This is a genomic window from Bradyrhizobium sp. 186 (assembly GCF_023101685.1).
Lineage (GTDB): Bacteria > Pseudomonadota > Alphaproteobacteria > Rhizobiales > Xanthobacteraceae > Bradyrhizobium.
In genome coordinates this window covers 1,053,867-1,073,099 of sequence record NZ_CP082164.1, presented here as the reverse complement: position 1 = coordinate 1,073,099, position 19,233 = coordinate 1,053,867, and the positions used below count along the sequence as shown (strand labels likewise).

The following is a 19,233-nucleotide window of genomic DNA, read 5'->3' as shown; positions in this document are numbered from 1 at the left end:
ATGGTGGCGTTCTCTAAAGATTTGTTGGTATCCCTGCTGGTATCATCAAAGGAACGACCGACGTTCTCCCGCTTGATCAATAGCTTGACTCCTTAATTCAACGCCGGCCAGGCCAGGCGCCGGTATTGAAAAGCAAACGAGAATTTCCGCTGCAAATGCCGTTCAGTCACGTTGGAATCGAACCGCGCGCGACCGGAATCGACTTCAAACTGTAACCAAACCTTAGACTAGTAGGACTGTCTGCGAGGCCCCGCACCAGTTTCGTTGCGAGCGATCGGACATACGGCCAAGGTGTGGGAGGACAGGCGGGAGGAAGAGTTGTCGTGCGGTTGCATCGGGCCGAGCCGCTAATGCGACTCTCAATGTCAGCTTAATTTTGGACTGAACAGTCAACCAGTTCTACGATTGGACCGCCGCCAACTGATTCATCCGAGCGGAGGCAAGCAGGATCGTGGCATACGCGACCAGAGATGCCGCAGGCGTAGGAGCGCCGGAGGCGACCAGAAGTACCACCCAAGCGCGGCAATTGCGCCGGCACCCACGAGAGCTCCATGCCGCAATGGATGTTGCTTCAGCCCTTCCATCCAAGGCGCCTTCGGCGTGCGCTGAAAAGCGAAGTCCCGCTTTAGACAACCCTCGAGCCGACTCAGACCAATCGTCGGCGCCAACCCAAGAATCGCGGTCACCGCCCCCAGCGTCCGACGCCACGAGCAAGATAGCCAGTATCGGTAAATTAGCACATTCCGCACAGCGGAATGAATGACGACAGCAGCCATTCCCAGTGCTAGAGGCGTCAGGGCATGTAAAATTGAAGCTCCTCGCAGTGCAACCAGTCCTACGAATACACCGAACACCATCGAGATAACGACGACCGCATCCCGAAGCCAAGGCACCCATCCCTGACAGTAATGGAGTCGCTGCGCCACTGTCAGGCAGCCTTCAGTACCCGATAACCCAAGAAGTATCCTCCAGTGCCGCCTAAGGGTTTGAACGCCGCCAATTACCCAGCGACGCCTTTGGCGTCGATACGAACGGTAGGACAAGGGTAGAAGGCCGCCCGCCATTGTCCGCGGCACATAAAGACCCGTGTAACCACGAGCCAGCAGGCGTAACCCGAGTTCTGAATCCTCCGTCAGGCACCATTCTGCCCATCCCCCGACCCTTTCGAGCGCATGGCGGCTCACAAGGCACATCGTGCCGTGCAGCAGAATGGCATTTCTGGTATGGCGGAGCTTCATGCCCACGGTAAAAAACTGCCGGTAACGGCCCCACCATTTCGCCCCAAGCCTTGCGCCCGCCGCGTTGATCAGGCGCAACAGCGGGAAATAGCCACGCGTTCTCGCCTTCCTCCGTATTGCGCTGAGCGACATATTCGAGAAAGCCGAGTTGGATAATCTGCGGGTGCAGTGGGACGACGCGCTCCCCAGCATCACTCTTAACGCGCTTGCCTGCGGCGGCCTCGCGCGCGATCCACATAAGCGACGTATCCGTTTCGGCGTCTTCCCTGATGTCGGACACACGTAGCGAGGCGAGCTCATTCTGTCGTGCGCCCATGAACACCGCGAGTAGCGGAAGCCATACCGCAGTTGCGCCCTTCCCTGCTTCTGGAATTGCGTGCTCGGTGAAGAGCGCCGCATCGAACACGGCCTGTAGCCCGTGAGGATCGAAAGCGTCACGCGTTGATCTCGTACCCTCAACTCGCAGGTTCTTGAACGGGTCGGTCTCAGGCACCTCATCAGGCACCAATCCGTGCCGGAAGCCCCAGCCAATGATGGCCTGCATGGCGCCGAGCTGCTTGTTGACGGTCCCTGCGGAGACTTTCGGAGCTTGGGGGTGCTCTTGGCCCCACTGGCGCAGCTCCAGCAATCCTGCGTTTAGCAGCGGCCCACTGCGTGTCTTGGGCACCTGCCGTAGAGCATCACGGAATTGACTGGCATGCGAGCGCTTGATGCCCGCGATGGGCAGGTCACCGTGCATCTCTATGAACATGTCGATGGCACGGGTGTACTCGTGAACGCCGTCCTCGGGACGCTCGCGCTCCTTCTTCCAACCCTCCAAGGCCTCCCGGAGCGTACCTCCCGATGCTGGGGCGCTCACAGGGCCTACTGTAAACGGGGGTGTCTCCACTGGATCGCCCGCGTTCCGCCGCGCGATGTCCCTGAGCGCCTTCACGCGAGCTGTGAGCACGGCCATTCCCAGCCGCCTGTACGACTGGCTCTTGCTGTCCAAGTTCAGCTGAAACTCTTCCAGCAATTCCTGTGCGTCCGAACGCACATGGGTGATGTCGCCTTTGGAGAGCGCTGACCTAGCATCAGGCAGGCTCTCGGCTAACGCGTGCTCGCGCTTGAACACCTCACGGTCGGACAAGCCCGCTTCAGGCAGGTCACCGACTTTGAACGGTGTGTTGAACTCTAGGCCAGCAGCAGCAAGCTGAGCCGCAACACTCTGAAAGATCGGCTCCGAGCCTGTCCCTTCCTGCCGCTCCTCCTCGTCAGCGGCCAAGAGCGAGGCATAGTAATGTTCGGCCATTAGCTTGATCTGTGCATCAGTGATGGACGCTACTTCGGGACGTTGTTTGAGCAGCGCCTCAGCACTGGCCAGCGTCCGATTGAAGTCCGCCAAGACGTGCGTGGCAGCAACGTTCGCCTCCTTCAGCACCTTGGTGCCGAGGGACTTCTTGAGGAAGACCTGCTTGGGTTTCTCGGAGTTGAGGACACGCGCGAGGGCTTCTTGGAGGCGTTCAGGCACCTTCCGCTGAGCGTAGTACGTCCCGTGTCTGTCCTTGATCAGTCCCATCAACGCGCGCATCAAAGCTACGACCTAGTGCTGAGGCCAAACACATACCAGGCAGGTGTCGATGATGAATGGAAGAATGGTTCCCGGCTGTGAAAACTCTCGATCGCAAAACTCGACGGGTGGCTCGCGACATGCGGAGCTCACAATCTGTGTTAGCTTGCTGAAGAGAGAGGACTTCCCGGCCGTATCGGCACCTCATCGGCAGATAGGCCCAATCCGTTGTGGTGCTTTCTGGTGGGCAACTTTGTACCGATGCCGCCACCGGCCTGCTTTGCCGTGCTGGCCTTGATATAGATCTCAAGGCCATTTATCAGCAAGAAGTCAGCACGTGGCGTCGCTGCGATCGATCGCCCAGCCTCACGCGCCGTCCTCTCGAGTCTTGGTTTGCGCGTCATAGATTCTGACTCGCAGCATGGGAAACCGCTCCTTCAGCTCGCGCGCGCCGGTTTTGGCCCCGTCTCTCGTCGCAAATTCAGTCTTGAGTCGCCCATCGATTTCGAGTGCGTAACCTGAAACCGGCAATTCACGGGCGATAGCGACCATCTTTTTCCTTTAGCGACAGTAAGAAGACGAGGTCGACTACTTTCCGATTCGCGCAAATCGCGCCAGCTCAGTCCTATGGTGAGTAACGTTTTCAACTGTTGAAATTCGCGATCTGCTGCATGAAGGTGAAGACTTTGCATTCTCGACTGGGGCCAAGGGCACTCGCAATCGGAACTTCGCGGGTCGATGCCGACCACGTTGATCATGATGACGTGGCGCTCGGGGGCGGCGGCTACACCGTCACATTTCATAAGAAAGCCGCCATTCAACTCATTTTCGAGAGAGCTTGAATCGTACGTAGCGTCATATTGTACGCTATCGATTGCGTAGAGTTTCGCTTCGGTTGCGCATTTGGGACGACATTTATCGCGGACGTGTCAAGTTATGGACAGTACCGCCAATGGCATGAGTGATGCTTGTTGGAATAAACGAGACGTTAGACGAACCCCATCGACGCATGTGCATTCGGCAGCCGTCCAATCCTGTTGGACTGGGGTGCTATGGGGAGAGAGCCGTGGCGCATTCTTCATCTGTCGCGATCACGCTTGCGACCGTGCCGAGTCGCGCTGGTGGACGACGAATCGAGAACTGAAGCATGAGCGAACCGGCATGAGATGCAAATCGACGGTCCCCTCAAGATCTCTTTGTTCCAAACGCGGAGCGCGGAAGTGGACAATATAGAATCGATGACTCTACAGGAGCTGCGCTCTGCAATCAGTGGCGGCAGGGTCTTGGAGATAACTACGACAACGGGCTGTGTCGTCGGATGTTCTTATTGCCCGCAGGACAAGTTTGCCAAACGGCAAAGAGCGATATCCGACGTGAAGCATCTTTCTCTCCAAGATTTCAAGCGATGTCTGGCGCGCGTACCAGCAGCTGTCGACATCAGCTTTTCCGGATATTCGGAGCCTTGGCTCAATCCGGCTTGCACCGAAATGGTTGAGCATGCTTACGCGTGTGGCCATGGAATCCGGATTTTCACAACCCTGGTAGGAATGAACGGGCGGGATCTAAGACGCTTGCGTGCGCTGCAGTTCCGCGTTTTCCTGGTGCATGTTTTTGATGACGGCACGCACATGGATAGTGGTCTCGTCAGGCGCAACTATATCGATTTGATGCGCCAACTTATCGATGCCGATATTTCATCGTTGCTCTTCATAGTCATGGGCGAGGTGCATCCCGAACTTGTCGGCATAATTCCTGACGAAGCGCTGGTTCGCTCGCGTCCGCCGCGCAGCAGGGCTGGCAACGGCGAGAAGATGGTTGGAGCGCGGCAGCCAATCGTTGGAGCACTGACATGTCCTGACGAACGGCAATATCGTAATGTTCTTCTCCCAAACGGCGACGTTACTTTCTGCTGCATGGATTTTGAGCGACGACACGTGTTGGGCAACCTCCTCCGCGACAGGTACAAGGATCTCTTCGAAGGGGCAGCTTTTTGCAAGATTGCCGATCGCATGAACGGAACGGACGGATTTCTGCTTTGTCGATCGTGTGAATTCGCCGAACCAATAACGTCGGAATGCTGATCTTTGAGAGAAGTTGACCCCTGCTCGAAGCGAATCACGAGCCCTGGCAAGGATGGCCTTCCAGCTCATCACCACATCAGCCGCGGGGACGACCCTGCCATGAACGGAGGGCCGCCATGGCTTGGAGCATTTTGTTGGTCGCCGGCCTGCTGGAGGTCGCCTGGGCAATCGGCCTCAAATACACCGAGGGCTTTACCAAGCCCGTTCCGTCCGTGCTCACGCTCGCGGCCATGGCCGGCAGCGTGATCCTGCTCGGCCTTGCTCTAAAGACGCTGCCCATTGGAACTGCTTATGCGGTCTGGACCGGCATCGGTGCGGTCGGCACCGCAGCGCTCGGGATCATCCTGTTCGGAGAACCGGCCGCCGCGTTTCGCCTTGCCAGCATCGGACTGATCGTCGCCGGCATTGTCGGGCTGAAGCTCGTGTCCTGACGAAAACATCGAAAGCATTGACCCCACCAGGTCAGCGCCGCAACGATCGCCGAGGCCGGCACGTGATTCTCCAGGCATAGACGATCGAGCTGGCCACGTTCCAGCGCACCGCCGAGGGGCGCGGCGCGCCGACAATGGCGAGGAAAGTCGCCAAGAACAACATGCTGATGCAAGGCCTCTGGGCCGAGACCATCTGGCCGCGACCTGGTCGTGACGCGAAAGCCCTAGTGCGGACGATACGCCAGCCGCCCATCAGGGTCCCACCGGCATCACGTCTGGCGCAATTCACCACCCAGAACGGCACGAACAACTCGCTGCCGAGATCGCCGTGCGAATAGAACGGCAATGAAACCCAGCTATGCGGCTGATCTCCGGGCGATGGTCAAGAAAGGTCGCTTGCCGGAGTTATACGATGCCTGACCTCCGGAGCAGCAGGGGAGAAGATGCAGATCGGCAGATCGTGTTCGTTTGTTCCGAACTGCTTCCGACTATCCCGCGTCGGCACCATCAGGGACTGCCGACCAGTTCAATTGTTAGATCGCAGTCAGGTGAGCTTGCGATCTCTGACTGAGCTCAGCTCCGCGCCTCGAATTGCCGGTGCGACTTCATTGTGTGGCTGCAAAGAAGCTCGATCACCTAATCATCATCGAACTGGCGGTGCCGACGCGCGGCATTCGATTCGTGTTCGACCTCAGACCCTGGGCTTGTTTGAACAATGACCGCTATTGTCGCGTAGACGACATCGCGATCGAAAAACGCCGGGAGCTTGCATCGTGCCCGTCGGCACAGCGTCTGCACACCACGAGGGCATGGGAGCGACGCTGCGAGTTCAGTGGCTCACGCTTCGTTCTGGAAGGCGCGCACTTCGTGTTCGGGAGGTGATATGCGATCTGACGTTCTTGCTCGGGCTGCCGCAGCAGTTGCGCTCGTCGCATGCGGTGTTGCTCATTCAGCGGATCTCCAGCCAGTCGTCAGCGAGCCATGCTGTTTCCAACCGAACGAACAGCTGCATTGTCTTCTGTGGCATTGTTGTGATCGGCGCCTGCAAGGCAGGTCCACACGTCTTTGTCACCGAAACCGCACGTGTGGTGTTCAGCTTCTTACTCGCCCGGCCAAATTCTGGCGTATATCGGAGCAGCCGTGGCTTGAAAAGGCAATCGCGGCCGATATCGCCAACAGCAGCGAAGTCCGGGAAGGGACCTATGCGGCGTTCCCGCGGCAAAGGGCGCAATTCGATTACCGTCGTTTCGATGGGTCCCGCGGAGCCGGCGTTGAGCAAGCGCTCACACCGGCTTGGTCCATCAGATTTGAGTGCGAGTGTATGAGTTTTGGTGGGACAGCATCTCCTCTGGGAATCAAGCTGCGAGCCCTGGGTATGTCAAAACCCGAAAACTCGAGTCGAATGGAGTAGAGGCAGGCTGCATCCCAAGCCACATTCGTGTTGCCTACCTTGCCCAGTGGTGCCTTGAACGCCACTGGCCTTCTTTCTTCCGCTCAACCTGTACCCGGCGGAATCTGATTGTTTTTTCCGTGCCACGCGTTTGTCTTGTTTAGGCTCCGGAGAACCCGCCATTCTTCTGAGGTAAATGCGGCTCTCTCTCGAACTCAAAAGGCGCCGCCTTGGCATGACCGCGCGTCCAGGGTTCCCAAGAATTACGCCGAGAACGATGGCGTTCCTGCGGAGCACGCGATTTTCTGGTCTTGCGACTTTCGCGCTTGCGAGAGGTTGAGACCATCTTACTCCTTTGAGCATGGTTGGGCGGCAGTGGGAAGCTTGCTCACTCCGGTCGACGCCAGCTCGCCCGTGACTGTCATCTTGTGCGGAACCGACTGTAATATATATTCTGGTGTGGGGAATACGAGTCAAGGATGTGCATTCGCGTCGTCAGAACAACTGGCTGGTCGACCACCTAACCGAATGCACGCTCGATATAGCCAAGGTACGGCAAAGCTGCCCGCCCACAAGCCCAGCCCGGCACGATCGGCCGCGCGTTGCGCAGCTTGGTATCGTCCCCTGGAGTATTGCGCCCAATCGAGCACGAGACCATTACGCACCAACCATTCTCCGAGATCGATGCCATCAGCTGAACAGGTCGCCATCGTCCGTCCACACTCATCCTCCAGGACTGACAGACAACTGACTTCGCGCTCTGCAATGAAGCTTTCAAGATCGCTCGCGGCCCTGAGGCCACATCGATATGGATTGACGTTGATATCTCGGCACATTTGAGTCTTGTCCGGCGCGTCGATGCCCCAGAGCCGAACGCGTGTCCCGTGAATTTCAAGGGTGTCGGTGCTGATGACCTTTGCCGGCCCCGTCAATTCGCCGGCAAACACGATGCTGCACAGTGCGAGCATGGTCAACATTACGATCAATCCATACATGGCGATCTTCTTTGTCGAACTGCGAACATTCCGGCCGAGTGCAGCAGAGCATGGGAAACCGCCGAACGGCGCTCCATCGCGGCTGTGCTTAGGAGGCTGCTAATGTTGCATAGGTAAGCTCGTTCGACGGATGACTCCCCGTGTATCAGCAGCTCAAGACGGACGCCCCTCGTGTCCAACCTCGCCCCCGATGCTCTGCGACCAGGCTGCTGTGCTGACCGCATCCCGCCATTCCTCCACGTCCTTGCGGCAGTTCGCCTTGGCCGCATCATGCACCAGCAGGTCGAACTCGGTAGTGCGCGTCCGCTCACTAGCGACCGGGCCGGCGCAGACGGCCGGCCGCAAGTCGGCGAGATATGATTTCCTGGTCGCCTTGTGCGGAATGAGCATAAGCTCGGCCCCTCGCTGCCACGGATAGCAGCGAGCGCGCGTCGCCCCGGATCGCTGCAGCCGGCTGCTATCGGGGAAAGCGTACGCATCGCTTGAGCAAAACGGGCGACATGACGGCCATCGTTGCTATCAAAAGCAACATGCCTTCTAGGAGCGGTGGGCGACAGATCCCCTCGCACTCACGCCGCCCAATTTGTTTCGCGAGCGCCAGCACAGCCAGATCAGCCACCGGCTCGACCAAGGCCACAAGTGCATAGGAAACCGCGAACGATGCGACGTTACCGAGGTTGGCGGCGCCGAAGCCCGCGCCATAAAGCGCCCAAAACGCGACCGAGACAACGATACCAGATTGATACGCAGTCGAGAGCGCAATCGTGTTACTGTACTGCAGATCGCGATAGGCGGCCTTGGATGGAATGAGGCGCTTGGCGAGCGCCTGGATCGCAAACAGCGGCACTAGAAGCGTCGCGACATTCATACCATATTGCGGCAGGTCGGTCAGAACAAAGAGGACGCCTTGCAGCAAGAGGCCGAGCGCAAGACCAAAGGCAGCCGGCGCCGCGCCGAACAACAGTGACAGCGTCGAGCGCAGGACGAAGTGCACTTCGGAGACCCCAACCGCAAAGTGCGGCAGGATTTCGAAAAACGTGAACACAAGGCCCGTCGCGGCGATGGCTTGCATAGCAAATGACAGAGCGCCCCGCTCGCGTATGGTCTCGACCACAAGCTTGGCGATGACGCAGCCCGTCGCAATGCCTGTCGCGTACCTCAACACGAGCTTGGCGCCTGTTACTATTCCCGGTTCGATATGCACGGTCTCAAGTCCTTTCTGCCGTTGTACTCGGGCCTTGGCTCAAGAATTTGCCGGGACCGTCGTGTGGCTGACGGTCGGAAACGGCACTTCACCTTCGCCACCCTCGGTCCACTGATAACGTCCTGTTTTCGCCAGATCGGACCGGGTGTGCACTCCGCCTTCGCTCGGTCATTGCGACATTTCATAGCAACAGCTATGCCAGCGCCGCTGCGGCGGTTAAGGCTTTGATTGCCTTGAAACATCCCGCGGCGCGCAGGATTCGCCGTGTTCTGTAGCCGACATGCTCTGGAGGAAATTGAACACACATCGCGGCCAGTCTTTGATCAACCTGTGCCGTTTCAAACAATCATTTTCGCTCGCCCATTGAAGCGGAAAATCCTGACGCCGCTGGCGCGAAGACACCGGTTCGGCATCAATCTTGCTCGACCTTGTCCGAGGACGGCGCCTACGGCGCAGCCAATGTTTGGCGGCTCGGGTCGTCGAAATCCTCCAAGAGCTTGCTGGGTCGTTCGATTGACCTTGCGGGCAAGCATGCACGAACATGGAAATGGCGACGCACCCATCCAAACTTGGAGCCGGCATTTTCTGGATCGCAGCATCATCTCTCAGCGACGCGCCCGGCAAATTCCGCTGCACCATCTGCGACGAAGTTCTGGACGTGTTTGACGGTCCCGGGGGAACGCTATCGTGTCGCAGTCAAACCGGATGCTAAAGTGAACATGGATCAACTTTCGCCCGGTAAGCCTGCCGTCTCCGAACAGACGGCGGCCGCCTCGATGCTGAGCATTCGCGCAGTCATGCTGGGCGATCGCATCAACCCGTCGGCTCTCGAAATCGGAACGCTGGTGTCCTCGACGCCGGTCGCTTTCCGCATTCATGCGGGCCTTGTCGTGATCTTCCGCTATGGCGTTGTAGTGCTCATCGGGTTGTCGCCCTCGGAAGAAACCGCTCTGATCGAAACCCTGATATCGCGGGTCATCGGTGAACTCAGCTCCTATGAGGAGGAGAGCGCGCAGGCGCAGCTCTGCAACGACCAGAGCGCCGAGGTCATCCTGCCGGGCGGGCGGATTTGTCTCAGAGAATTTAGCGACGATCGGCTGCTGCTGATCGCCGATACGCTAGCCAAGAGCACGGCGCTAGAGCGAGATGAGCGCCGTGTCGCCGCGGTGTTCGACGTGATCGAACCCTTTGCAAGCGAACTAGCCGAGCGCGGCCGGACGCCGCGGGGCCGCAAGGGCATTCTCCAACTGATCGGCAATGCGCTCCTGGTCCAGCAGCGCGTCGCGGGCCGCGTCGCCATTGCCGAAAAGCCCGACGCACTCTGGGAGAAGCCGGAACTCGAGCGGCTCTATTCGCGTCTGAAAGACGAATACGAACTGAAGGAGCGTCTTGAGATGCTTGAGCGCAAGCTGTCGGCCATCTCCGGAACGGCTAACGCACTGACGGACATCATCGACACACGGCGCTCGCTGCGTCTTGAGTGGGTTATAGTCGTGCTGATCGTGATGGAAGTTGCGATCGGATGCTTTCAGATTATTACAGCAGCTCACTGAAAGTGCGGCTGGCCGTAGCGCGTGAGGCGCCTTCGTGGGGTTTGAGCGGGCCTACTGACCGACCTGGCCGGCATTGACGTGGGACGCGCCGTTCGGCCGCACTCAGCTGCGGATTTCGGCTATGTCTTCGCCGTGCTCGTGGACGCGAGGTTCGGCGAAATCCCGGTGCGGCTCGCGAAGACAGCGAATAGCCGAGGCGAGTTCGTTTCCCCGACGATCGAGCAAGGATAGGGGGTGTATGGCAGACGCGCGGCGGAGCGTTCATGTCGACGATCCAGCGCCACCCAAGAAGGCCCTTTTGCCCAATTTGCAGCGGGCCGCCACTCAGCTTGTCTGCTATTCTCGACTTGGTCGCGGAATACTCTGCCAGGCCTTCCCCCCGCCGCCCCCAGGGCGCAGCCAGCGACTACCGAAACAAGGACGGTCGATTTCACCAGGACGCCTCACCGAGTTGAGCGACCGCCTTTCGCCGCTTTGGCACATCGCCACGGCTCGGTCGACGTGTCCTGCCGTGATTTCCCTTGCGTGGCTGTTAGCGAACGGTTCCATGATCCGCCAGCGCGCAAACGCGCGCTGCAACTGAACATGAAAGCTCAGAATGCGGATCTCGTCCTCGCTAACGCGAAGGTCGCCGAGCTTGACGCGGCCGGGGACTGCGACCGGGCGTGCATAGCGGCTCCGCGTCAGCGATAAACACTAAACGGATGACAAAGGAACTACGCCGCGAATTTCGACGCGGTTTTGACCTCGCAAGCAGGCGCCGAGATTTTCTGACGTCCTCATCCGCTCTGGACATTCCATCTGTGGACTGTCCCTCAAAGCGCCCTGGACACTCACGCGCCCTCGGCAGCTCCTCTCAAATCCACTTCCGAACCGATCCCGGCATGGCGATCCTTCGCTGGCTCGTTCAGGAGCCCGGCGAGCCTGAGGCCTTCAAGGACTCCTTCGAGCCGCTGTTCGCGAATGATTGCGGCCAGCAGCGAAACGGCCTCCTCCCGATCGACGGTGAAGCAGACGTCAGGCGCTCGCTCAACCAATAGGTCCAGCAAGGTCGGAAGGTCAGCAACGTGGTGGCGTAAGGTCGAGACCACATCATTCGCGAGATAGGTCGCCAAATCAGCATTCGGCGGCGGATCAAAGTCCAAGTCGACCTCGGCGCGCTTGTCGATCGCCTGTCGAATCAACTCGCCCTGCCGTCTTGCATTCATCGAGAGCATGAACACCGCATCCGCGAGGTTCTCGCGCGGCAAGCTTCTCAGTTCGGCTATGCGGGCCTGGATGTCGCCGACCGAACTCTCACGGCGTGCCTCTGCTCGCCGCGCGTTAGCGGCTGCCCTGCTCTTTTGTAATCGAACCATCGTCATGCTCTCCGGCCGACCATATATCCCGGCGATACAGGCGAATGAAAGTGCAAACTTGTGTGCTGCATGCGCGCAGCCCGCCTGACAACGCCCAACCGGCGGTCGCGCGAAGGAGTCACAAAGCGCTAATTTCGTGATCCGCTCGTGCTTGTCTGTCTACAAGGCGCTCGATGGCACGTTCGTCGGGTCGGCGGCTATGGCGAAGCGAAGTCCTGCTTCCAGCGTTCCGTTTGTAGGTGATAGGCAGCGTCGCGAGGCAGTGGCGGCAGGCGGATCGCCGCGAACTCCAAGAAGGACGAAACCGGCCAGATATTGGGGAAGAGAACCAGGATCGGTCGACAGATCCGAGATGGACGACCTAATCCCGCCAATGCGTTGCGCCCTGTTTCGGATCCGCTCGCTTTGGCTATCTCCGGGCATATTATAGCGGAACCTGGCAAGGGCCCATCCGGTAGATGGAAAGTTTGGGACTCGATTGAATCAGGTGAAATCTCAATTTCGCGCGTGATCTCGTTGTATCGCGAGAACGCCGCAGCCTGCCAATCAGCCCCTACCCCGAAGCTTTAACCAAATTTGAATAGCACACCGTAACCACCACGTGGGTAGCTCCACTCGATATCACCACTTTCTTCGCAGATCACCCGGCAGGTGCCGCACTCGATACACCCGTCGACGGTCACCTCAACATGACCTTTATCGCTGAGCTCGTAGCACCGTGCAGGGCAGGCCTTCAGCATCGATAAGAGCCGCGAGGATGGTGTGGTGTGCGGCCGCACCTTGATATGGGCGCGGCCGGAATCAACGAGATAGCGGTTGTAGAATAGTTTGTCCTCGACACGTCGGGATGGCTCGCTCGGCATTGTTTCTGGCTCCGTCGTTCGTCGTTGTCTTTGGTTTGTGATCACCGCCAGGCCCGGGCAATGCGCAGGGCATCGCTGAACAGTCCACTCCACGACCGCGCCTTGATGAACGAGCTCAGCATCAGCTTCTCTTTCTCAAGCTTTGGTGTGCCGTCGACGCGCACGTAATCCTGCATCGCCTTGGAGAAGAGCTGCGGATATGTAAGAAAGAAGTTCTGCGAGTGGGTATGCATCAGTGCCGGCATATCCTTGTACTTCTTCAGGTCCTTGATCACGAAGGAATCATTCAGCAGTTTTTTGTAAAGCGAAAGATTTTTGGCCGTCATCGGATCATTTCGCGATTTGATAAGGCAGATCGCTTCCGCGGCGATACGGCCCGACGTCATCGCCAGATTGGACCCCTCGCGATGGATGGCGTTGTTGAGCTGGGCGGCGTCTCCGACAACGACCCAGCCCTCACCACAAAGCTGCGGGATCGCCTTGTATCCACCTTCGGGGATCAAATGCGCGGAATATTCCTTTACTTCCGAACCCTCGATCAACGGCGCGACGGACGGGTGACGCTTGAAGCCCTCGAGCAGGCCGTAAGGCGTCTCGCCGGTACGCTGGAAGTCGGCAACAAGACAGCCGATACCGAGCGAGATGCATTCCTTGTTGGAATAGATGAAGCCCATACCGGTCATGCCGCGGGAGATGGTTCCGGCGGCTTCGATGACGAGCCCCTCGTCGCCTTTGAGATTGAAGCGAGCATCGATTGTCTCGCGCGACAGGAAATGCATCTCCTTGACCGCGAGTGCGACCTTGTCCGGTTTCGGCCGCCCTCTTAAGCCCGCCCCCGTCCCGAGCACTCCGTTCACCCCCTCGGCCAGCACGACGACATCTGCATGGATTTCACCCCCATCTCGGTCTGTGCGCACCCCGACGACCCTCCCATGGGAATCCTGGAGGAGCTCGGTCACCGTGGTCTCGCACAGCACCGTGGCGCCGGCCTCGCGGACCTTCTGCGAGAACCATTTATCGAACTGGGCGCGGATGATGGTGTAGCGGTTCGGCTTCTCCTCGTTGAAATCATCGGAGCGATAGTGAATCCCCGTGTGCGAACGCTCGTCCACGATCCAGAAGCGTTGCTCGACGAGATGCCGCTCAAGCGGTGCATCTTCTCGGAAATTCGGGATCAGCTTCTCCAGCATATCGGCATAGAGGATGGCGCCTTGCACGTTCTTCGACCCCGAATACTCGCCGCGCTCCAGCTGCAGCACTTTTAGGCCCCGCTCGGCCATGGTAAGCGCTGCCGCATTCCCGCCCATGCCAGCACCGACGACGATCGCGTCGAATCTTTCCTCGATCATAACAAGCTCCCCTAGCCAGCGATGCGGTCGTGCGAGTGCGGCGACAGCTGCGCGCGGAATGCAGAGGTCAATGCGGGCAACAGTCGAATGGCGTCGGTGACGATGCCGATATGGGCGAAGTCGAAGATCGGAGCGTTCTTGTCGGTGTTGATGGCAACGATGAGGTCGCCCCCCTCCACGCCAACGCGATGCTGGATCGCGCCGGAAATACCGGCCGCGATATAGAGCTTTGGCCGAATGGTTTTCCCGGTCTGGCCGATTTGTCGGTCCGAGGTGACCCAGCCCTTCTGGACCAGCGGCCGCGAGCAGCCATATTCGGCGCCAAGCACGTCCGCGAGCTGCTGTACCAGTTGGAAGTTCTCAGGCGATCCCAGACCGAGCCCTCCGGCGACGACCACGTCGGCGTAGGCAAGGTTGGACTTTGTAGAATCGCGGTCCGGCAGGAACGACAGCACTTTTGTGACGATATCTTCTTCTACAAGCCCGAGCGGATGCGAGATGACGCGCCAGACGGCGCCGGTCACGCGCTCGGGCATCGGCATCACGCGCGGACGGACGGTTGCCATCTGTGGACGATAGTTCAGTGTGTAGATCGTGCACAATAGTGAGCCGCCAAACGTCGGCCGGGTCGCTGCAAGCGAGCCGTCGGCATCGACATCGAGCTCGGTGCAGTCGGCAGTTAGGCCGGTGAGCAGTGTGGTAGCCACTGAGCCGGCGAGATCGCGGCCCAGTGTAGTTGCCCCTAGGAGTAGGATTTCCGGCTTGTACGTATTGACCAGCTCTGACAGGGCCTTGGTGTAGGATTCATTGCGATAATCGGCCAAGAGATCATCCGCGACGATATAGGCGAGGTCGGCGCCGTAGCAGAAGGATTCGGCGATCGCCTGCTGCGTTGTCTCCCCGACCGGGCCGATGACAACCGCGGCGAGGTCAACGTTGAGCTTGTCGGCGAGCCGGCGGCCGGCACCCATCAGCTCCCAGGAGACGGGGTGCACTATCCCGCGTTCCTGCTCGATGAAGACCCAGACGTGCTTATACGCCTTGAATCGTTCGGGCAGCTCCCTCTTGGTCGCCGCGCGACCACCACCCGCGGCCGGAGCGGCGCTTTTGGGTGCGGTGCTCATCATCTGTACTCCCATCCTTGTTCAGTAGCGGCTCGCCAGCGAAGCGTGCTCCGCCTTCAGCTTTGAATTCGCGCGTGAAGATTGCTTCAGTTAAGAGTTCGGCCGCGTGCCCGCCGCCATTTTTTCAACACCGCCTGGCAGCAGCGCGGGGCCGAGACACCCATTGCTGGACCTTTGTCGACGAGCCCGGAAGCACGCGCTTGGGGTTCTTTCCGGGTTCGGCATTCTGGGCCACCATTTGGCAATGGAACTAGTGAGGCACGCAACCGCGCGGTCACCCGAGCCGATCGATTGGTCCCCCTCATCTTCGAGATGCAACCGAGTTGGAACAGATCGAGGACCTGCCAGAGGCTCGGCTGGTGCCATTGTCGGCCGCGAGCTTGCCGGTGAAAACGCGATCCATTACTCCGAATGCCGTCGGAATATTTCCGATTGCAGAGACACGCCCGCAACTCTTGGCGAGGGCACGAGGGTTGGCGGTGAAGCCGCCCGTCAGCGGCGCCGCGCGACCGGCGCTGGAGAGCAAGGGCTCCCCCCGCGAAACCTCGGCCATAGATCGGCCAACGGGAGTGATTTCGTCGACGAATCTTTGGCGCGGATCAAGCGCAGCTTTCAGCTCAGCCAGGCCAGAATATGCAATCATCGCTTTGGCGTCGCGACGCATCATGATGCCGACAGGCAGCGCGCGCGAAACTGCGCGGCGTCCAAAACAAACTCGATGCGGACCAAGATGTGCATTCGCTTCTCCAAACTAACTGAGCATATGTCAGCAATTGTCGTACCAATTGCGCAGACAATGAAAATTGACCGCCAATACAGAATCTTACTGAAGGAAATCGGATTGGCAGCCTCTCACGAGGATCGGAACATTCGAAACCGTGCTGACCCGTGTCCGGAATGCGACAGAAGACAGTCATCCGAATCTTGCTGCGCTTTCCTCGCCAAATATGCGCTCCCCGCTGCCGGCGTACCATTGCAGGAGATAGGTGCACCATGGGCACCAGCTTGAAACGACGGAAATATCAGGGCTGAGCCGTGATTACCTTAAGGAGCCGAGTGTCCAAGCTGCGGATCCGCGAGGCCGTTGCAACTTCCATTTGAATTCGACGCCCTGGGAGGTTGGCAGGTTCTCTGAACCTTCACGCTCCAGGGCACGAGATACAAACTCAATTCACTCCAAGGAACTGAGCTGCACCAATGCTGGATGCTTGTTCGATTGTGGTGCGGCCGCATCCTTCAGGACCTTGAACACGCGCTGTTCGATCGGGGAGGACGTGACGAAATCGGCATAGGCGCGCTCAAGCGTGGCCTTGCAACGCGAGGCGATGTCAGGATCGGATGCACCGGTAAACTCCTCGCCCGCGAGATATTGACCCATGCGACGCAGAATATGAAGCCGCGCCACGTCGATGATTTTCGCATCGTACTCGACGCCGAGCAGTGCAAAAAACTCCTCTGCCGCGGAGGCCTTGTTCAATTGCGAAAGGATCCCGTCCGTCGTCATTCTCAACCTCCATCTAGATCCGCGGCCAGAAACCGTCCTGGCTCGAATGTCCCAACCTGATCGCGCGACGCGCATGGCTGACCACTCGATCGCCCTCGTTTGACGAGCGAGCTCTCGTGAATGTCGCGCCAGATCGCCACCACCGTTTCCTGGGAAACCGGGCCTTTGTGCTCGATGGCATGCTTGCGGACGCGCGCGAGAATGGTTTCGGTTTGCTCGGCGGTGACCGAAAGCTGCAACTCAGACAAGAGCGAAGTGATAGCGGCAAGCCCGGAATGCTTGCCGATCACAATGCGGTGGGAGCGGCCGAGCAACCCCGGGTCCAGCGCTTGGTAGGTGGTCCGGTCTTTTAAGAGCCCATCGACGTGGATGCCGGATTCATGGGTAAAGACATGCTCGCCGATAATCGCCTTGTTGAGCGGAATGGTGCGGCACGCTGCGGCTGCAACGGCGGCCGCGACTTTTTCCAGTTCGGATAGCAGCACGCCGGTATCACCGCCGTAAAGCTGCCTGAGTGCGACGGCAACTTCCTCCAGCGGCGCATTGCCGGCTCGCTCGCCCAGTCCAATGACCGTCACAGAGGCGTGCGTCGCACCGGCCTTGATCGCCGCCAGCGTATTAGCCGTTGCCAGCCCAAGATCGTCATGGCCGTGGAATTCGAGCTCGAGATCGGTGCTGGCGCGCAGTGCGGCCATGAGCGCGAAGGACGCGTCGGGATCGAGCACGCTCAGCGTATCTGCGACACGAAAGCGCCGCGCGCCGGCCGCCTTGGCGGTTGCGATCAGCTCGATCAGGAAGTTGACATCGGCACGCGAGGAGTCTTCGCCACCCACCGCGACATCCAGTCCCTTGTCGCGAGCATAGGCCGCGACGCGCTTCACCCGCTCCAGCGCGGCCAAACGGCCGCCACCGAGTTTCGCCGCAATCTGCACGTCGGACGATGGAATCGATAGGTTGACCATCGAAACACCGGCCTCGACCGCCGCATCGACGTCCGCGGGTTTCATCCGGCACCAGCCGATGATCGTCGCCGCAAGGCCCGCTTCGGCGACCGCTCGGATCGCGGCAATCTCTTCCTGACCCATCGCCGGCGTGCCGGCCTCGATCTCCGTGACTCCGGCCGCGGCCAGCGCACGCGCGATCGAGACCTTTTCCGGTGTCGTGAAGGCCACGCCGGGTGTCTGTTCGCCGTCGCGCAACGTGGTGTCATTAAGGACTATGGACCTCGACCGATCTCTGTCGGGCCCGGTGATTGCGGCAGCGAACGCCATCAGCGGCTCCGTATGTTTATTCCGGAAGCTGTTCAGCAACTGCTGTGCCAACCCGCTCGAATTTCCCAAGAACCTGTGAACGACGTCGAATTTCAGATTAGTCGGGTGTGTCGCAAATCCGACAGGGTGGAAACGGTGGAGCGCCAGGTTCGGTGCGCTTGCGACCGAGCTGAAGGCAGGCGCCGAACTTGGAAGCTTGCTAGCCGGGCAACGGTTCGGGCCTCACCTCAAGCTGCAGCACTTCGGGGAAGGCGCGTGCATTCCGGCGCTTATCGAAGAAGATTTTTGAGCCATCGGGTTCGGTCCAACCACAAGTCGGCGTTCGTAAACAAGTTCAGCGGGGCGCGATCGAGATGCGGATGTTGGCGTCGATCGCGCGTCAACATAGAACATCTCGGCGGTAAATGTGACGGTCGCCTCCGCCAGTTATCAAGCCGCGATCATCAGGTGCCGCCGCGTCCTGCTTATGCCGCCTGCGCGAAGTTGTTTACCCCGGTGTCTTTTCAAACCCTCAGTCTCGTCATGTGACAGCTGGCCGAAAGTTCGTCCGATACACCGGGACTCGCGCCGAGGAGGGGGCATCCATTATGAGCTCAGTCTTGCGAACTTGGGATGGCTTGGACGGAGTCATCGAGACGACGCAGATGATCCCGCCGGCGTCCGGCCATCCGGCTCTCCCCGCCGAAGCAAAGATCAAAATCATTGCATTCCGTGCAGACCGGCGTGGTACACATCACCAGACCGTCATCTTCGCATAGCGTGCGATAGAAGAAGCGCTTCCAGCGCATGTTCTTGGTGTTGCGAGCCGCCAGCGGCCCGAAATGGCGCATCAGGAGGCGGGACAATTCGTCCCGCTCTCGCAGACCGAGATCTTCCCACAGGTGATTAGGCTCCATGGCGCGCCGCGCGATCATCGTCGCGAGCCAGCCGCCGACCTCGCCATGAGTGGAACGTTGCGCAAGCAGGAGGTCGCGCACCATAATCGTCTCGTCAGGAGCCGGTAACGCGGACTGTTCGCGCCAGGTACAACTCCTGACCGGGGTGGATGGGAAGTATTGCACCAAGAGCGCATCGAGCTCCTGGTTAGTCAAGCCAGCCCGTTCGGGAAGTTGGCCGCCATCCATAGCGGATGCGGCGAGAACGCAAGCGAGCACATGGCGATCGAAATCGTCATCGTCGCTGATGTCGACTTCTGTTGGATGGCGCCCGGTCAGAAGGCCGTAGAGCTCACTTGCATTGCGCTGCTCGGCGATGTGAGCTGCTGATACAGGAGATGACATCGTATCGGCCAATTTGCTTTGTGTGCCAATCATGAAGGTCCCC

The 19,233-nt window shown here is 59.3% G+C and carries 17 protein-coding genes and 1 pseudogene; 4 read left to right on the top strand and 14 right to left on the bottom strand.

The window, feature by feature from the left end; all coding sequences use genetic code 11:
• Window positions 1–978: 978 nt before the first annotated feature.
• Both IVB18_RS04845 and IVB18_RS04840 read right to left on the bottom strand, forming a co-directional pair.
• Window positions 979–2,796, bottom strand: a complete 1,818-nt coding sequence (locus IVB18_RS04845) for a DUF6538 domain-containing protein (RefSeq protein WP_247988148.1) — start codon at window positions 2,794–2,796, stop codon at window positions 979–981.
• Window positions 2,797–3,153: 357 nt separating this feature from the next.
• Window positions 3,154–3,339 carry a hypothetical protein gene (locus tag IVB18_RS04840; RefSeq protein WP_247988147.1) on the bottom strand — a complete coding sequence of 62 codons (186 nt, stop codon included), beginning with the start codon at window positions 3,337–3,339 and terminating at the stop codon, window positions 3,154–3,156.
• Between the two features lie 821 nt (window positions 3,340–4,160).
• On the opposite strand from IVB18_RS04840, the gene IVB18_RS04835 reads away from it, so the two are divergent.
• Both IVB18_RS04835 and sugE read left to right on the top strand, forming a co-directional pair.
• A complete protein-coding gene (locus IVB18_RS04835; RefSeq protein ID WP_247988146.1) occupies window positions 4,161–4,868 on the top strand; it encodes an SPASM domain-containing protein in 708 nt (235 codons plus the stop codon).
• A 116-nt stretch (window positions 4,869–4,984) separates the two neighbouring features.
• Window positions 4,985–5,299 (top strand): quaternary ammonium compound efflux SMR transporter SugE, encoded by a 315-nt coding sequence (sugE, locus tag IVB18_RS04830; RefSeq protein WP_247279066.1) that lies wholly within the window; start codon window positions 4,985–4,987, stop codon window positions 5,297–5,299.
• 23 nt (window positions 5,300–5,322) lie between these two features.
• Here the strand turns inward: sugE and IVB18_RS04825 are convergent.
• Window positions 5,323–5,651, bottom strand: a pseudogene (locus tag IVB18_RS04825) (inorganic phosphate transporter); the annotation flags it as partial.
• A gap of 260 nt (window positions 5,652–5,911) precedes the next feature.
• On the opposite strand from IVB18_RS04825, the gene IVB18_RS04820 reads away from it, so the two are divergent.
• Entirely contained in the window at window positions 5,912–6,181 is a 270-nt protein-coding gene (locus tag IVB18_RS04820; protein WP_247988145.1) for a hypothetical protein, read from the top strand.
• A 67-nt stretch (window positions 6,182–6,248) separates the two neighbouring features.
• Here IVB18_RS04820 and IVB18_RS04815 read toward each other — a convergent pair whose 3' ends face one another.
• The 4 genes from IVB18_RS04815 to IVB18_RS04800 all read right to left on the bottom strand — a co-directional run bounded on the left by IVB18_RS04815 (window position 6,249) and on the right by IVB18_RS04800 (window position 8,888).
• Window positions 6,249–6,578: a hypothetical protein gene (locus IVB18_RS04815; RefSeq protein ID WP_247324262.1), complete on the bottom strand. Its 330-nt coding sequence runs from the start codon at window positions 6,576–6,578 to the stop codon at window positions 6,249–6,251.
• Window positions 6,579–7,162: 584 nt separating this feature from the next.
• Complete coding sequence (locus tag IVB18_RS04810) at window positions 7,163–7,684, bottom strand: thermonuclease family protein (RefSeq protein ID WP_247388540.1); 522 nt, start codon at window positions 7,682–7,684, stop codon at window positions 7,163–7,165.
• Between the two features lie 153 nt (window positions 7,685–7,837).
• The gene (locus IVB18_RS04805; protein ID WP_247988144.1) at window positions 7,838–8,074 is read right to left on the bottom strand and encodes a hypothetical protein; all 237 of its coding nucleotides are present in this window, start codon (window positions 8,072–8,074) and stop codon (window positions 7,838–7,840) included.
• Window positions 8,075–8,141: 67 nt separating this feature from the next.
• Entirely contained in the window at window positions 8,142–8,888 is a 747-nt protein-coding gene (locus IVB18_RS04800) for an energy-coupling factor ABC transporter permease (RefSeq protein WP_247988143.1), read from the bottom strand.
• Between the two features lie 713 nt (window positions 8,889–9,601).
• Between IVB18_RS04800 and IVB18_RS04795 the strand changes: the two genes are divergently transcribed.
• A complete protein-coding gene (locus IVB18_RS04795) occupies window positions 9,602–10,441 on the top strand; it encodes an RMD1 family protein (RefSeq protein WP_247324258.1) in 840 nt (279 codons plus the stop codon).
• Between the two features lie 833 nt (window positions 10,442–11,274).
• Here the strand turns inward: IVB18_RS04795 and IVB18_RS04790 are convergent.
• The 7 genes from IVB18_RS04790 to IVB18_RS04760 all read right to left on the bottom strand — a co-directional run bounded on the left by IVB18_RS04790 (window position 11,275) and on the right by IVB18_RS04760 (window position 19,223).
• Window positions 11,275–11,691 (bottom strand): hypothetical protein, encoded by a 417-nt coding sequence (locus IVB18_RS04790; RefSeq protein ID WP_247988142.1) that lies wholly within the window; start codon window positions 11,689–11,691, stop codon window positions 11,275–11,277.
• A 674-nt stretch (window positions 11,692–12,365) separates the two neighbouring features.
• The gene (locus tag IVB18_RS04785; protein ID WP_247279062.1) at window positions 12,366–12,662 is read right to left on the bottom strand and encodes a ferredoxin family protein; all 297 of its coding nucleotides are present in this window, start codon (window positions 12,660–12,662) and stop codon (window positions 12,366–12,368) included.
• A gap of 41 nt (window positions 12,663–12,703) precedes the next feature.
• Complete coding sequence (locus IVB18_RS04780) at window positions 12,704–14,011, bottom strand: FAD-binding protein (RefSeq protein ID WP_247988141.1); 1,308 nt, start codon at window positions 14,009–14,011, stop codon at window positions 12,704–12,706.
• Between the two features lie 11 nt (window positions 14,012–14,022).
• The gene (locus IVB18_RS04775) at window positions 14,023–15,135 is read right to left on the bottom strand and encodes an electron transfer flavoprotein subunit alpha/FixB family protein (protein ID WP_247324357.1); all 1,113 of its coding nucleotides are present in this window, start codon (window positions 15,133–15,135) and stop codon (window positions 14,023–14,025) included.
• 1,171 nt (window positions 15,136–16,306) lie between these two features.
• Window positions 16,307–16,639, bottom strand: a complete 333-nt coding sequence (gene nifW / locus IVB18_RS04770; protein ID WP_247324255.1) for a nitrogenase stabilizing/protective protein NifW — start codon at window positions 16,637–16,639, stop codon at window positions 16,307–16,309.
• 2 nt (window positions 16,640–16,641) lie between these two features.
• Window positions 16,642–17,910 carry a homocitrate synthase gene (gene nifV, locus IVB18_RS04765; protein WP_247988140.1) on the bottom strand — a complete coding sequence of 423 codons (1,269 nt, stop codon included), beginning with the start codon at window positions 17,908–17,910 and terminating at the stop codon, window positions 16,642–16,644.
• Window positions 17,911–18,503: 593 nt separating this feature from the next.
• On the bottom strand, window positions 18,504–19,223 hold the full coding sequence (locus IVB18_RS04760; protein WP_247988139.1) for a nitrogen fixation protein NifQ: 720 nt from the start codon (window positions 19,221–19,223) through the stop codon (window positions 18,504–18,506).
• Window positions 19,224–19,233 lie beyond the last annotated feature (10 nt).

Bases quoted from the DNA above. Each gene is read 5' to 3' on its own strand.
- IVB18_RS04845 (WP_247988148.1), bottom strand. From the start codon at position 2,796: ATGGGACTGATCAAGGACAGACACGGGACGTACTACGCTCAGCGGAAG.
- IVB18_RS04840 (WP_247988147.1), bottom strand. From the start codon at position 3,339: ATGGTCGCTATCGCCCGTGAATTGCCGGTTTCAGGTTACGCACTCGAA.
- sugE (WP_247279066.1), top strand. From the start codon at position 4,985: ATGGCTTGGAGCATTTTGTTGGTCGCCGGCCTGCTGGAGGTCGCCTGG.
- IVB18_RS04810 (WP_247388540.1), bottom strand. From the start codon at position 7,684: ATGTATGGATTGATCGTAATGTTGACCATGCTCGCACTGTGCAGCATC.
- IVB18_RS04805 (WP_247988144.1), bottom strand. From the start codon at position 8,074: ATGCTCATTCCGCACAAGGCGACCAGGAAATCATATCTCGCCGACTTG.
- IVB18_RS04785 (WP_247279062.1), bottom strand. From the start codon at position 12,662: ATGCCGAGCGAGCCATCCCGACGTGTCGAGGACAAACTATTCTACAAC.
- IVB18_RS04780 (WP_247988141.1), bottom strand. From the start codon at position 14,011: ATGATCGAGGAAAGATTCGACGCGATCGTCGTCGGTGCTGGCATGGGC.
- IVB18_RS04775 (WP_247324357.1), bottom strand. From the start codon at position 15,135: ATGAGCACCGCACCCAAAAGCGCCGCTCCGGCCGCGGGTGGTGGTCGC.
- nifW (WP_247324255.1), bottom strand. From the start codon at position 16,639: ATGACGACGGACGGGATCCTTTCGCAATTGAACAAGGCCTCCGCGGCA.
- nifV (WP_247988140.1), bottom strand. From the start codon at position 17,910: ATGGCGTTCGCTGCCGCAATCACCGGGCCCGACAGAGATCGGTCGAGG.
- IVB18_RS04760 (WP_247988139.1), bottom strand. From the start codon at position 19,223: ATGATTGGCACACAAAGCAAATTGGCCGATACGATGTCATCTCCTGTA.